The 14,450-nt window shown below is 65.0% G+C and carries 13 protein-coding genes, 1 tRNA gene and 2 pseudogenes; 12 read left to right on the top strand and 4 right to left on the bottom strand.

Annotated elements, in window-relative coordinates; translation table 11 throughout:
- Nucleotides 1–16: 16 nt before the first annotated feature.
- Nucleotides 17–529 (bottom strand): SDR family oxidoreductase, encoded by a 513-nt coding sequence (locus H7K34_RS11700; protein ID WP_372510739.1) that lies wholly within the window; start codon nt 527–529, stop codon nt 17–19.
- A gap of 18 nt (nt 530–547) precedes the next feature.
- Complete coding sequence (locus H7K34_RS11695) at nt 548–2,014, bottom strand: aldehyde dehydrogenase (protein WP_264062048.1); 1,467 nt, start codon at nt 2,012–2,014, stop codon at nt 548–550.
- A 233-nt stretch (nt 2,015–2,247) separates the two neighbouring features.
- On the opposite strand from H7K34_RS11695, the gene H7K34_RS11690 reads away from it, so the two are divergent.
- The 10 genes and pseudogenes from H7K34_RS11690 (at nt 2,248) to H7K34_RS11645 (ending at nt 11,259) form a co-directional block, all read left to right on the top strand.
- Nucleotides 2,248–2,883, top strand: coding sequence for a TetR/AcrR family transcriptional regulator (locus tag H7K34_RS11690; RefSeq protein ID WP_264062047.1), 636 nt, complete (start codon nt 2,248–2,250; stop codon nt 2,881–2,883).
- A pseudogene (locus H7K34_RS11685) lies at nt 2,884–4,087 on the top strand (cytochrome P450).
- A complete protein-coding gene (locus tag H7K34_RS11680; protein ID WP_264062046.1) occupies nt 4,087–4,911 on the top strand; it encodes an SDR family oxidoreductase in 825 nt (274 codons plus the stop codon). The pseudogene H7K34_RS11685 and the gene H7K34_RS11680 overlap by 1 nt, the downstream one beginning before the upstream one ends.
- Nucleotides 4,908–6,260 (top strand): cytochrome P450, encoded by a 1,353-nt coding sequence (locus H7K34_RS11675; protein ID WP_264062045.1) that lies wholly within the window; start codon nt 4,908–4,910, stop codon nt 6,258–6,260. The genes H7K34_RS11680 and H7K34_RS11675 overlap by 4 nt, the downstream gene beginning before the upstream one ends.
- Nucleotides 6,261–6,270: 10 nt before the next feature.
- Entirely contained in the window at nt 6,271–6,477 is a 207-nt protein-coding gene (locus H7K34_RS11670; RefSeq protein ID WP_264062044.1) for a ferredoxin, read from the top strand.
- Between the two features lie 5 nt (nt 6,478–6,482).
- Entirely contained in the window at nt 6,483–7,028 is a 546-nt protein-coding gene (locus H7K34_RS11665; RefSeq protein ID WP_108920434.1) for a hypothetical protein, read from the top strand.
- A 153-nt stretch (nt 7,029–7,181) separates the two neighbouring features.
- Entirely contained in the window at nt 7,182–8,309 is a 1,128-nt protein-coding gene (locus H7K34_RS11660) for an NDMA-dependent alcohol dehydrogenase (protein ID WP_264062043.1), read from the top strand.
- Nucleotides 8,310–8,324: 15 nt separating this feature from the next.
- Entirely contained in the window at nt 8,325–10,379 is a 2,055-nt protein-coding gene (locus tag H7K34_RS11655) for an FAD-dependent oxidoreductase (protein ID WP_264062042.1), read from the top strand.
- Nucleotides 10,380–10,397: 18 nt separating this feature from the next.
- Entirely contained in the window at nt 10,398–10,817 is a 420-nt protein-coding gene (locus H7K34_RS11650; protein WP_264062041.1) for a ketosteroid isomerase family protein, read from the top strand.
- A 37-nt stretch (nt 10,818–10,854) separates the two neighbouring features.
- On the top strand, nt 10,855–11,259 hold the full coding sequence (locus H7K34_RS11645) for an HIT family protein (RefSeq protein WP_264062040.1): 405 nt from the start codon (nt 10,855–10,857) through the stop codon (nt 11,257–11,259).
- On the opposite strand, the pseudogene H7K34_RS11640 reads toward H7K34_RS11645, so the two are convergent.
- Nucleotides 11,231–12,714, bottom strand: a pseudogene (locus H7K34_RS11640) (sensor histidine kinase). The gene H7K34_RS11645 and the pseudogene H7K34_RS11640 overlap by 29 nt on opposite strands.
- Before the next feature lie 35 nt (nt 12,715–12,749).
- Nucleotides 12,750–13,469 (bottom strand): response regulator transcription factor, encoded by a 720-nt coding sequence (locus H7K34_RS11635; RefSeq protein WP_264062038.1) that lies wholly within the window; start codon nt 13,467–13,469, stop codon nt 12,750–12,752.
- A gap of 158 nt (nt 13,470–13,627) precedes the next feature.
- Between H7K34_RS11635 and H7K34_RS11630 the strand changes: the two genes are divergently transcribed.
- Together H7K34_RS11630 and H7K34_RS11625 are read left to right on the top strand one after the other, a co-directional pair.
- The gene (locus tag H7K34_RS11630) at nt 13,628–14,344 is read left to right on the top strand and encodes a hypothetical protein (RefSeq protein WP_264062037.1); all 717 of its coding nucleotides are present in this window, start codon (nt 13,628–13,630) and stop codon (nt 14,342–14,344) included.
- Between the two features lie 28 nt (nt 14,345–14,372).
- A tRNA-Thr gene (locus H7K34_RS11625) sits at nt 14,373–14,444 on the top strand.
- Nucleotides 14,445–14,450: the final 6 nt, after the last annotated feature.

The following is a 14,450-nucleotide window of genomic DNA, read 5'->3' as shown; positions in this document are numbered from 1 at the left end:
CATCGTCGTCGGCGCGCTATGACCGTATTATCTGTCCACCGTCAACGTTGAAGATCTGCCCAGTGATCCATTTGGCCTCATCCGACAGCAGGAACAGGCACATGCCCACCAGATCCTCGGGAGTTCCCATGCGCGACAACGGAAGACCCTTGACGATGTCGTCGACCATCTCCTTGGGCGTGGTGGTGCGGTTGGCCTCGGTGTCGATGGGGCCGGGTGCGATCGCGTTGATCCGGATGTTGCGGCCGCCCAGCTCGCGCGAGAGCTGCTGGGTCAGGCCGTTGATGCCGACCTTCGCCAGACCGTAGTAGTTCGCGTACAGCCAGGCCGCGGTAGACGACTGGTTGACGATCGCCCCGCCGCCGCGTTTGGACATTCTTTTGTAGACCGCACGGGTACACCACAGCGCGCCATCGAGATTGACGCTCATGAATTTCTTGTAGTACTCGGGATCGATGGTGAGCAGGAAGTCCAGCTTCATGCCGCCGCCCGATCCGGTGACGATGGCGACCTTGTTCTCAAATCTCATGCTTGCAAGCTCCTCTGGTTAAACCGCTGTCGCGATGGTCTTGGTCTCCAAGTACTCCTCGAAACCGGCCAATCCCATCTCGCGACCGTTTCCGGACTGCTTGTATCCGCCGAACGGTGCGTCGGCCGAGTACCACACGCCACCATTGACATTGATCGTGCCGGCGCGGACCCGCGCGGCCGCCCGCGCCGCCCGCTCCGGGTCGGTGCCGAATACCGTGCCCGACAACCCGTATGCCGAATCGTTGGCGATACGCACGGCGTCGTCGTCGCCGTCGTGCGGAATCACAGTCAGGACAGGACCGAAGATCTCCTCGCGCGATACCCGAGCGTCGTTGCCCAGGCCCGCGATCAGGGTGGGCTCGATGAAGAAACCGACTTCGCGGCCGGCCGGCCGGCCGCCTCCGCACGCGAACGTCCCGCCCTCGGCGGTCGCCGAGTCGAGGTAACCCTGGATGCGATCCCGCTGGCGCGCCGAAATCACTGGGCCGCAGATGGTTCCGGGGTCAGTCGGGTCACCGGCCTTGATGCCGCCCATCGTCGCGGCAGCGATCGAGACGGCTTCGTCGTACTTGGCCCGTGGCACGACCAGCCGGGTGGTGATCGCGCATCCCTGCCCGGCGTGCATGCACACCGAGAACCCGGCCATGCTCACCGCACCGCCCAGATCGGCGTCTTCGAGGACGATGAAGGCCGACTTGCCCCCCAGCTCGAGGAACACCTTTTTGATGGTCGCGGCGCCATCGGCCATCACGGCGCGGCCGGTGGCCGTCGACCCGGTGAACGAAACCATATCCACCCGAGAGTCTTTCGACAACATCGCACCCACGCTGTGATCACTGGAGGTGACGATGTTGATCACACCGGGCGGAAAATCGGTGTGCTCGGCGACGAGTTCGCCCAACACGGCAGCACACCAGGGGGTATCGGGGGCGGGCTTGAGCACCACGGTGTTTCCGGCGGCCAGCGCGGGCCCGATCTTGGCGAGGTTGATCTGGTGCGGAAAATTCCACGGGGTGATAGCGCCGACGACACCAACGGCCTCACGGGCGATGGTGCGCCGGGTGGGGATGCCCATCAGCTTTGCCTCGCCGAGATCTTGGCTGTATTCATACGATTCGGCGGTATCCGCCGCGAACGCCAGGTCGTTGACCGGGACCTCGAGCTGAGCGATTCCGGTGAGCATCCGTGGCGCGCCGACTTCGGCGATGGTCATGTCGCGCAGTTCCTCGAGGTGCTGCTGCATCGCCTCGCGCAGCTGGCGCACGCACCGGACCCGTAACTCGGTGTTGCGCGACCAGTCCGTCTCGTCGAAGGCGCGGCGTGCGGCATCGATCGCACGGCTCATGTCCTCGGCGTCGGCGTCGGCAGCCACGCCGAGTACTTCCTCGGTCGCCGGGTTGATGGTCGGGAAGGTACCGGCACCGCCGGCCGACATCTTGCCGTCGATGAAGAGTTCACTCACGCCGCCGGCCAACAAGGCCATCTCTCACTCCCGTCTATGCGTGGTCTACGCGTGGCAAATCGAAGGGGGAATCCATCCGCCCAATCGAATGGACAGTTGTCCGATAATGTTCCATCGCACCATAGCCGTCGGGCCATCCAGGGTGCAAGAGCCGATCTGATAACCAGCTGCAAAGTGCCGCGTAAATGCACATTAAGCTGTGTATTTTCCGGTCGGGCTTGCTTCGCTTCCCATCCGTCCGATAGCTTGGACATGTGTCCAGCGATGCCCTGGTTACGGCCACAGCCCAGGCCGAGCAACCGACCGGTCAGGCGCCGCGCAATCGCCGCCAAGAGGAGACCTTCCGCAAGGTGCTTGCCGCGGGCATCGAAACCCTGCGCGAGAAGTCGTACGCCGACCTGACGGTGCGCGCCGTCGCGGCCCGGGCCAAAGTCGCCCCGGCCACCGCTTACACCTACTTCTCGTCGAAAAACCACTTGATCGCCGAGGTGTACCTGGACCTGGTCCAACAGGTCCCGTTCTTCACCGACGTCAACGACCCCATGCCGGTCCGGGTGGACAAGGTGTTGCGCCATCTGGCCCTGGTGGTTGCCGATGAGCCCGAGGTCGGGGCGGCATGCACGATCGCCCTGCTCGGCGGCGGCGCCGATCCCGCGGTAGGCGCCGCGCGCGACCGGATCGGCGCGGAGATCCACCGCCGCATCGCGACGGCAATCGGGCCCGGCGCCGACGCCGGCACCGTGTCCGCGCTCGAGATGACGTTCTTCGGCGCACTGGTACAAGCCGCCAGTGGCCAATTCACCTATCACCAGATCGCCGACCGGTTGGCCTATGTAGTGAGTCTGATCCTGCCCGGCACCGGGGAGACGAGCCAGGAGACAACAACTTAAATGACCGTCCATGTTGGAGACCACGAATTGGTCCTCGATCCTTACGACTATGACTTCCACGAAGATCCGTATCCGTATTACCGGCGGCTGCGCGACGATGCTCCGCTATATCGCAATGAGGAATTGAACTTCTGGGCGCTGTCCCGGCACCAGGATGTGCTGCACGGATTCCGCAACAGCACAACGCTTTCCAACAAGTTCGGCGTCGCGCGGCCCGCACGCCAGCAAGACGATGAGCTTCCTCGCGATGGACGACCCGGGCCACCTACGGCTGCGCACCCTGGTGTCGAAGGGTTTCACGCCACGACGCATCCGCGAGCTCGAGCCACGGGTCACCGAGATCGCGGTCAAGCATCTCGACACCATGCTGCAGGCAGCCGCATCCGGCGCCGCCGTCGACTACGTCGACGAGTTCGCCGGCAAGTTGCCGATGGACGTGATCTCCGAACTGATGGGCGTCCCCGAGGCGGACCGCGTCCAGGTCCGAGCCTGGGCCGACGGCGTGATGCACCGCGACGAGGGCGTCACCGACGTGCCGCCGGAGGCCGTCGAGGCGTCCATCAACCTGATCGTCTATTACCAGCAGATGGTGGCCGAGCGACGCAGCACGCCGTCCGACGATCTGACCACCGCGCTGCTCGAAGCCGAGATCGACGGCGACCGACTCACCGACGACGAAGTCATCGGGTTCATGTTCTTGATGGTGATCGCCGGAAACGAGACCACCACCAAACTGCTTGCCAACGCCGCATTTTGGGGGCACAAGAATCCCGATCAGCTGGCCGGGGTCTACGACGACACCGAACTGGTGACGCCGTGGGTCGAGGAGACCCTGCGCTACGACACGTCCAGCCAGATCCTCGCTCGCACCGTCGCCGGCGAGCTCACCCTGTACGACACCACGATCCCCGACGGGGACGTCCTGCTGCTGCTCCCCGGTTCCGCCCATCGCGACGAGCGGGTGTTCGACAACCCGGACGACTACTTGATTGGTCGTGAAATCGGCTCCAAATTAATGAGTTTCGGTAGTGGCGCGCACTTCTGCCTGGGTGCCCATCTGGCCAGGATGGAAGCCCGGGTCGCGCTCACCGAGTTGTTCAAGCGAATCCGCGGATATCAGGTGGACGAGGCCAACGCCGTCCGCGTCCACTCCAGCAATGTCCGCGGATTCGCTCACCTACCCATCACCGTGGAGACCCGCTGATGCCTCGTTTTGCCCCCCTGCCCGAACGTCGACCGGCGATCGTGGCCGGCGCCTCCGCCGGCATCGGGGAAGCCACCGCCATCGAACTCGCGGCGCACGGCTTCCCGGTCGCCCTGGGCGCCCGCCGGGTCGACAAGCTTGACGACATCGTCGGCAAGATCAACGCTGGCGGTGGCGAGGCGGTCGGATTCCACCTGGACGTCACCGACCCTAACTCAGTGAAATCCTTTGTCGCACAATCGGTCAACGCACTCGGCGACATTGAGGTGCTGGTGGCCGGCGCCGGTGACACCTACTTCGGCAAGCTCGCCGAAATCACTACCGACGAGTTCGAGTCGCAGCTGCAGATCCACCTCGTCGGCGCCAACCGGCTGGCCGCGGCGGTGCTGCCGGGCATGCTGGAGCGCCAACGTGGCGACCTGATCTTCGTCGGCTCCGACGTGGCGCTGCGCCAGCGCCCGCACATGGGCGCCTACGGAGCGGCCAAGGCAGCGCTGGTCGCGATGGTCACCAACTTCCAGATGGAGCTCGAGGGCACCGGCGTGCGGGCCTCGATCGTGCACCCCGGCCCGACGAAGACGTCGATGGGCTGGAGCCTGCCGGCCGAAAAGATCGGCCCCGCCCTGCAGGACTGGGCCAAGTGGGGCCAGGCCCGCCACGACTACTTCCTGCGCGCGTCGGACCTGGGGCGAGCCATCACGTTCGTCGCCGAGACACCGCGCGGTGGCTTCATCGCGAACATGGAGCTTCAGCCCGAAGCCCCGTTGGCCGACAACACAGACCGCCAGAAGCTCGCACTCGGCGAAGAGGGGATGCCGTCATGACAACCGCTATCGTGCCCCGGGTTTCCGGCGGCGAACAAGAGCACGGCCATCTTGAGGAATTCCGCACCGACCCAATCGGTTTGATGAAGCGCATCCGCGAGGAGTGCGGTGACGTCGGCTGGTTCCAGCTGGTAGACAAGCACGTCATCCTGCTCTCCGGCTCGGGCGCGAACGAGTTCTTCTTCCGGTCCGCCGACGAGGACCTCGACCAGGCCGAGGCGTATCCATTCATGACGCCGATCTTCGGCAAAGGTGTCGTGTTCGACGCCAGCCCCGAGCGGCGCAAGGAGATGCTGCACAACTCGGCGCTGCGCGGCGAGCAGATGAAGGGCCACGCCGCCACCATCGAGGGCGAAGTCAAGAAGATGATCGCCAACTGGGGCGACGAGGGCGAGATCGAGTTGCTCGACTTCTTCGCCGAGCTGACGATCTACACGTCGACAGCCTGCCTGATCGGGCTGAAGTTCCGTGAGCAGCTCGACCATCGGTTCGCGGAGTACTACCACGAACTGGAACGCGGGACCGACCCGCTGTGCTACGTCGACCCGTACCTGCCGATCGAAAGCTTCCAGCGCCGCGATGACGCACGGGTCAAACTCGTTGCGGTGGTGCAGGAGATCATGGACCATCGGCTGGCCAATCCGCCCAAGGACAAGGCCGACCGCGACATGCTCGATGTGCTCGTGTCGATCAAAGACGAAGAGGACAATCTTCGGTTCTCGGCCGACGAGGTCACCGGGATGTTCATCTCGTTGATGTTCGCCGGGCACCACACCAGCTCGGGGACCTCGGCGTGGACCCTGATCGAGCTGATCCGCCATCCCGAGGTCTATGCGGAGGTGCTCACCGAGCTCGACGAGCTCTACGCCGACGGTCAAGAGGTGAGTTTCCATGCGCTGCGGTCGATTCCGAAGCTGGACAACGTGGTCAAGGAGACGTTGCGCCTGCACCCGCCGCTGATCATCCTGATGCGGGTCGCCAAGGGCGAATTCGAAGTCGAGGGTTTTCCGATCCACGACGGTGACTTCGTCGCGGCGTCCCCGGCGATCAGCAACCGCATCCCGGAGGACTATCCGGACCCGGACGCGTTCAAGCCGGACCGCTACAACAAGCCCGAGCAGGCCGACATCGTCAACCGGTGGACCTGGATTCCGTTCGGTGCGGGCCGGCATCGCTGCGTGGGTGCCGCATTCGCCCAGATGCAGATCAAGGCGATCTTCTCGGTTCTGTTGCGCGAGTATGAGTTTGAGATGGCACAGCCCGCCGATAGCTACCACAACGATCACTCGAAGATGGTGGTGCAGCTGGCCCGACCCGCCAAAGCCCGCTACCGCAAGCGCACCGCCTAGGGGTTCTGGCATGGCATTTCGCATCGAAGTCGACCTGGATCTGTGCCAGGGCCACGCCATGTGCGAACTGGAGGCGCCGGATTTTTTCCAGGTGCCCAAGCGGGGCAAGGTCGAGATCATTGACCCCGAGCCGCCCGAAGACGCCCGCGATGAAGTCCAGCGCGCGGTCGATATGTGCCCAACGCAAGCACTATTCATCAAAGAGAAGGAAGACTGAGGACAATGGCGTCACACTCTCGCGCAGATCTCGAGGCATGGGTCGACCGCTGGCTGCAGGCCAACAAGGACTGCGAAAAGGCCGGTGACTGGAAGCCGCTGGCCGACTTCTACACCAAAGACGCGACCTACGGCTGGAACATCGGCCCCAAGGAAGATGTGATGTGCGTGGGCGTCGACGAGATCCGCGATGTCGCGCTCGGCCTGGAGATGGAGGGCCTCGACAACTGGGTCTACGAGTACCAGAAGGTGCTCATCGACGAGAAGCAGGGCGAAATCGTCGGCTTCTGGAAGCAGATCGTCAACAAGACCGACGGCAGCCAGGACGAGATCTACGGCATCGGCGGCAGCTGGTTCCGCCTCAACGGCGAGGGGCTCATCGAGTGGCAGCGTGACTTCTTCGACTTCGGTCACGTCGCGAAGATGTTCGCGAAGCTCATCGAGTCCGGCGATCTCAGCGCCGGAATGCGCAAGCGCATCGAACGCAGCATCGCCGGCGAGAAACTGCCCGGCTACTACCCGCTCGGCCAGGCTCCTGTACCGATCTGGTGATCTCCCGACCGGATGGTGGTCCCCCACTTGTCGACGGCCCGGTGATTCAGGTCATAATGGTCTGCGAATGAGAACACGTTCTAAAATTGCATCCGGCCGTGGCCGGTCCCTTTCACCGGTATTCGGGTCTGGGCACGTTAGTGGAGGTCCTTCATGAAGACAAAAGGCGCGCTGATCTGGGAATTCAACCAGCCGTGGTCGATCGAGGAAATCGAGATCGGCGACCCGGCCAAGGATGAAGTCAAGATCCAGATGGAAGCGGCCGGGATGTGCCATTCGGACCACCATCTAGTTACCGGTGGCATCCCGATGGCGGGCTTCCCGGTACTCGGCGGCCACGAGGGCGCCGGCATCATCACCGAGGTTGGCCCGGGCGTGGAAGACCTCGCCCCGGGCGATCACGTGGTGCTGTCGTTCATCCCGTCCTGTGGGCAGTGTCCGACGTGCCAGTCGGGCATGAGCAACCTGTGTGACCTGGGCGCCGGCCTGCTGGGCGGCCAGGCGGTTAGCGACGGCACCTTCCGTATCCAGGCCCGCGGGCAGAACGTCTTCCCGATGACGCTGCTGGGCACCTTCTCGCCGTACATGGTCGTGCACCGCGCCTCGGTGGTGAAGATCGACCCGTCGGTCCCCTTCGAGGTGGCTGCCCTGGTGGGTTGTGGTGTCACCACCGGGTATGGCTCCGCGGTCCGCACCGCGGATATCCGGCCGGGGCAGGACGTCGCGATCGTGGGCGTCGGCGGGGTCGGCATGGCCGCTTTGCAGGGCGCGGTCAATGCGGGCGCCCGCTACATCTTCGCGATCGACCCGGTGGAGTGGAAGCGCGACCAGGCGCTGAAGTTCGGCGCCACGCACGTCTACCCGGACATCGACGCCGCGCTGATGGGCATCATGGAGGTCACCTACGGCCTGATGGCCCACAAGGTGGTAGTCACCGTCGGTGAGCTGCATGGCGCCGACGTCGACAACTACCTCAACATCACCCAAAAGGGCGGCACCTGCGTGCTGACCGCCATCGGCAGCCTGCTGGACACCAACGTGAACCTGAACCTGGCGATGCTGACCCTGATGCAGAAGAACCTGCAGGGCACCATCTTCGGCGGCGGCAATCCGCAGTACGACATTCCGCAGCTGCTGTCGATGTACAAGGCCGGCAAGCTCAACCTGGACGACATGGTCACCACCCAGTACAAACTGGAGCAGATCAACGACGGCTACCAGGACATGCTGGACGGCAAGAACATTCGCGGCGTCATCCGGTTCACCGACGCCGATCGGTAACCCGACCGGTCCTGAGTGACCAGCTTTCCGCACCTCTTGGCGCCGGGACGAATCGGCGCCATGGCGGTGCGCAATCGGGTCGTCATGTCTCCGATGGAGACGATGTATGGCACCCCGGATGGGATGCCCTCGCAGCGCACCCGCGACTACTTCGCCGCGCGCGCCCGTGGTGGGGTTGGGCTGATCACATTGGGCGCCACCGGAGTTGACCATCGCCATCCCGAGACTCCAGGTGGGCTGCACCTTGGGACCGATGAGGCGGTGGACGCCCATCGGGCGCTGGTGGAGGTCGTGCACGAACACGGCGCCAAGATCCAGCCTCAGATCGTGCATGCCGGTCCCGATGGCCTAGGCCCGGAGATCTTCGGCGTCACGTCGTTGGGGCCGTCGGTGATCCCGTCGTATCTCACCGGCCGTCCATCGAATGAGATCAGCCGCCAACAGCTGTGCGAGGTTTTCGACTTGTTCAGGGCCGCGGTGCGCCGCGCCGCCGAAGCCGGCTACGACGGTATCGAGCTGCATGCCGCACACGGCTACATGCTGCTTGGCTCTTTCCTTGCCCCGCAACGTAATCGGCGTACCGACGACTACCGGGGCGACTCGACGCGGGGCCGGCTGCAAGCGGTACTGGAGGCGCTGGCCGCAATTCGGTCCGAGGTCGGCGAGGCGCTGCCGATCACCCTGCGCATCTCCGGGTACGAACGCGTCGCGGGCGGCCGTCCGATCTACGAAACCGCCCGAATGGCACCCGAACTCGTCGCCGCCGGGGTGAACGCTTTCCACGTCAGCGGCGGGGTGATCGATCGACTGGTCACCGGGATGGTCAATGCCGCCGACGACGGCGACGCACTCAACGTCGGCGCCGCCGCCGCGGTCAAGCAGGTGGTCGACGTGCCGGTGATCGCCGTCGGCCGAATCCATGACCCCTCCCGGGCCGAACAGATCCTGGCCGACGGACGGGCGGACTTCATCGCAATGGGGCGTCCGCTGCTGGCCGATCCCGACCTGCCGCACAAACTGCAATCTGGTCAGGCGCACCGGGTCCGCAAATGCATCTCCTGCGAAAACTGCATCGATGCAATGGAACAGCGCTTCTCCGTCGACTGCGCCGTCAACCCGCGCACCGGCAAGGAGCGCGAACTGGCGGCGCCCCGCGCCGGGCGCGCCAAGCGTGTCGTGGTGATCGGCGGCGGGCCGGCAGGCCTGGAGGCCGCCCGGGTGGCTGCCGAGCGGGGCCACCGCGTCACGCTTTTCGAACGCGCCGGCCAACTCGGCGGCGCGATGCGATTCGCCTGCATGCTGCATCCGGAAAACCAGCCGTTCCTGAGCTACCTGCGCGACGAGATCAAACTGAGCAGCGCCAAAGTCTATCTGGGCCATCCTGTTTCGGCTGAAGATGTCGCAGCGCACGCGCCCGACGCGGTGGTGGTGGCCACCGGCGGCCACGTCGCGGTTCCTACGATTGCAGGAGCCAACCTGCCACACGTGCACACCGGGCCGGGATTGCGTGAGTTGCTCGGCGGCCACGCCGAATCCACCGATCCTGTCTGGCAGCGGTTGGGCGCCTCGCTGTTGGCGGGCTGGCGGCAGCGGCTGATTCATCCCGCCGTGGTCCGGCTTGCCACCCGTGCCTGGATGCCGGTCGGCCGGCAGGTCGCCATCATCGGCGGCGACCTGGTCGCCCTGGAACTCGCCGAGTTTCTGGCGAGCCGGGACCGGCTGGTGTCGATCATCGAGGGCAGCAAGGACATCGCCCCGGAAGTGGGCAACAAACGTAAGACCGAACACATGGACCGGCTCGACCGCCTCGGCGTCACGGTCCACGTCCGTGCCGCTGTCGATTGCATCACGACGGCGGCCGTCGCGTTCACGCCCGCCGGTGGAACATCTCGAGAGCTGCCCGCCGACAGCGTCGTGATCGCCGGATCGGTCGAACCCAACACCGCGCTGTTCGACACGCTCAAAGCCGCCTTGCCCGGCGCGGACGTACACGCCGCCGGCGATTGCAGCGGCCTGGGACTCATTCGTAAGGCAACAGAGGAAGGCGCACGGGCCGCGTGCGCGATCTAGTGACAGGAGAAGAGCACCATGACCCAAACCGCCCAATCCCCGGCACTGACCGCGTCGCGGTCGTCGTGGCGCTGCGCCCAAGGCAAAGACCGGGACGGCTGGCTGGCACTGATGACCGACGACGTTGTCATCGAGGACCCGATCGGTAAGTCCGTCACCAACCCGGACGGAACCGGTGTGCGCGGCAAGGCGGCCGTCGGCGAGTTCTTCGACAGCAACATCGCCAAGAACCAGCTGACGATCACCTGTGAGGAGACCTTCCCGTCGAGCACACCCGACGAGATTGCTCATATTCTGGTGCTGCAGAGCAAGTTTGAGGGCGGCATCACCAGCAAGGTGCGCGGCGTGTTCACCTACAAGGTCAACGAAGCGGGCCTGATCACCAACATGCGTGGGTACTGGAACCTCGACGTCATGGAGTTCGGCCAGCAGGACTGACTCCGGGTCGTCCGATCGCCGAACCTATGCTGGGGTCATGGCGTCGATCTTCACCAAGATCATTAACCGTGAACTACCCGGCCGATTCGTTTATGAGGACGACGACGTCGTCGCATTCCTGACGATTGAGCCAATGACGCAAGGGCACACGCTGGTGGTGCCGCGCGCCGAGATCGATCAGTGGCAAGCCGTCGACAGCGCAGCGTTCGGTCGCGTGATGTCGGTGAGCCAGCTGATCGGCAAGGCCGTGTGCAGGGCCTTCCACGCCGAACGTGCCGGCCTGATCATCGCCGGGCTGGAAGTGCCGCACTTGCATGTCCACGTGTTCCCCACCCGCAGCCTGAGCGACTTCGGATTCGCCAACGTCGACCGCAACCCGTCGGCGGAGTCGCTCGATCAAGCGCAGGCCAGGATCAAGGCGGCGCTGGAGCAGCTGGCGTAGGCCTCAGCCGACCTGGGCGGGTACGTCACTGACGCGCGGCAGGCTGACGCGAAAGCAGCAGCCCTCCCCCGGTGCGGTGCGCACGGTCACGTTGCCGCCATGCGCCTGCACCAACGAGTCGACGATGGACAGCCCCAGTCCGGTACCACCGCTGGCCCGGGCGCGGGACGAGTCGGTGCGATAGAACCGCTCGAACACCCGTGACGCACCCTGCTGACTCATGCCAGGGCCCTTGTCGGCGACTTCGACCACCGCGTCGTCACCCGAGGTGCCGACCCGGACGATGACGTCCGCGGTTACCGGGGTGTGCTGCAAAGCATTGGCCACCAGGTTGCTCAGCACCTGACGGATCCGGGGCTCGTCACCGAGCACCTCGGGGGTGCCGGGGCCGTCGAGAACCTCCATCGTGATGGATCGCTTGGGGTCGATCGCCTGCCCGTCGTGCACGGCGTCGCTGGCTAGCGCCAGCAAGTCGACGCGATAGTGATCCAGCGGGCGTTGCACGTCGAGCCGCGCCAACAGCAGCAAGTCGTCGACCAGCAAGCCCATCCGGCTGGCTTCGCTTTCGATGCGCGATAGCAGCATCGCTACGTCGCGCGCCGCGCCCTGCCGATACAGTTCGGCGAACCCGCGAATGGTGGTCAGCGGGGTGCGCAATTCGTGGCTGGCGTCTGTGATGAACCGGCGCATCCGGTCCTCCGAGCCGCGGGCCGTCTCGGCCGAGGACTCCGAGGACGCCACCGCTTGCTGAATCTGGGTGAGCATTCCGTTGAGCGCCAACGAAAGTCGGCCCACTTCGGTTCGGGGATCACGTTCTGGGAGACGACGATCCAGTTGCCCCGCCGCGATCGCGGCAGCAGTCTGTTCGACCTCGATCAGCGGCCGCAGGCTGCGGTGTACCACCGCGAAGCCCGCGATCCCAACCACGACCAGCACCGCAACCCCGATGCCGAACTGCAACCACACCAGTGACCGCACCGTGTGCTGGACGTCAGACAGGTCTATCGCGACGGTTGTCAAGCCATTTGGCCCGCGTACCGTCACCGCGCGCCACTGGATGTCGGAGCCGTGGATTGAGGGCAGGGTCGTCGGGTTGGGGCCGACGTCGTTGTCGGGTGGCAGCGCCGGTTCGGCGTTGCGGTCGTTGATCGCCGTGAACGGTTTGCCGTCGGTGCCGACGCCGCGCACGTAGTACTTCGACGGCGGCCGGCCCGGGTCCGGGCCTTCGTAGGAGGGCGCCGTCAACTGCCGCCGCGGCGCCAAGGCCCAGCCGCGGGATGCCTCCAGCAGCGTCTGGTCGATTCGGCTGATCAGACTGTGTCGCAGGATCGAAGCGACCATGATGCCCGAGGCCGCCAGACCGCAGGCCACCAAGACCAGGGTAGCCGCGACCAGCCCCACCCTCAGGGGCAGTCCACGCCGAACCTGGGTGGCTGTTTCCGTTTTCGTCGCCACCGATTACTACTTTCGCCGAGTTGCCGAGTGCGTGCTCAGCGCGGCTCCCGCAGAACATAGCCCACCCCGCGCAGAGTGTGCAGCAGCCGCTTGTCCCCAGTATCGATCTTGCGACGAAGATACGACACATAGGACTCGACGACGTTCACGTCGCCACCGAAGTCGTAGCGCCACACGTGGTCGAGGATTTTCGGCTTGCTCAATACCGTGCCCGCGTTGATCACGAAGTAACGCAGCAGCGTGAATTCAGTGGGCGACAACGACACTGGTTCGCCGGCCTTCCACACTTCATGGGTCTCTTCGTCCAACTCGATGTCAGCGAACGTCAGGCGGGCGTTGTGCGTTTCGGTGCTCCCCTTGCCGGCCCGCCGCAAGATGACCCGCAGCCGTGCGACGACCTCCTCCAGGCTGAACGGCTTCGTCACGTAGTCGTCGCCGCCCAACGTCAGGCCGAGGATCTTGTCCTGCAGGGAGTCGCGGGCCGTCAGGAACAAGGCCGGGGCGTCGATGCCATCGGCACGCAGTCGGCGCAGCACCCCGAAGCCGTCCATCCCGGGCATCATCACGTCCAGGATCACCGCGTCGGGCCGCGCTTCACGCGCGCGGTCCAGAGCTTGTGCCCCGTTGGTAGCCGTGGCGACCTCGAATCCCTGGAACTTCAGACTCACGGAGAGCAACTCGACGATATTGACTTCGTCGTCAACAACGAGGACACGCGCCTCCGGTCTGGTTTCGCCTTGGCTTGCCGCTGTCATCCGCCTATATCCGCCCTTGGTTGAACGTTTGCTTTGCAGTCATTGTGTAAAACCTGGGAGCTCGGTAACAAGACTCTGCTAGTAGTCTGCCAGGAATCATCGCATCAGCTTGGACTGGTCCCGGTTTTCCGGGGGCGCGTCGTGCATAGACTCGGGCTATGGATCTCGCCAAAAGCATGGTTGCCGTCGCGACGACGCCCGCGCGGGTCGGCCTTGCGGCTGCGGAAGCGAGCCTGAACCTCGCGAGCGCGGCAGTCGGGGTGGCGAAGCGATCGTTGGGCGAGGGCGGACAAACGCGTACCAACGCCGTCACTACCATGCTCGGGCTCGACGACACGATCAATCGGGCCAACCGCCTGGCCAGAATGATGGACGACGACGCGCCGCTGGGACGCGCGATGGCGGCCGACGGGCCGCTCGACCGGCTACTACGCCCGGGCGGCGTGGTCGACCTGTTGATGTCGGAGGACGGTCTGGTCGACCGCCTGACCGCCGACGGCGGCGGCCTGAAGCGCGCGCTGCAGCCGGGCGGGCTGGCCGATCAGCTGCTGTCCGAGGATGGGCTGATCGAACGGGTGCTGGCCGAGGATGGTTTGGCGGACCGGCTGCTTGCCGAAGGTGGTCTGATCGACAAGCTCACCGCCAAGCACGGTCCGTTGGATCAGCTCGCCGACGTTGCCGACACCCTGGCGCGGTTGACACCCGGAATGGAGGCGCTAGAGCCCGCCATCGCGACTCTGCAGGATGCCGTCACGGCACTCACCATGGTGGTCAACCCGTTGAGCAGCATCGCCGAACGCATCCCGCTACCCGGACGCCGGCGCTCCGTGTCGCGTCCGGTGACCTCACAGCGCATCATCGACAGCGACTCGTGACCCGTTAGGCTGGCAGCCGATTTACCCGGCCTCCTTAGCTCAGTGGTAGAGCACTCGCCTTGTAAGCGAGCGGTCGTCAGTTCAATCCTGACAGGGGGCTCAAGCC

The sequence above is a fragment of the Mycobacterium montefiorense genome, assembly GCF_025823255.1.
In the GTDB taxonomy this organism is placed as follows: Bacteria; Actinomycetota; Actinomycetes; order Mycobacteriales; family Mycobacteriaceae; genus Mycobacterium; species Mycobacterium montefiorense.
Note: the sequence above shows the minus strand (reverse complement) of the source record. Positions and strands in the feature narration are given on the sequence as shown.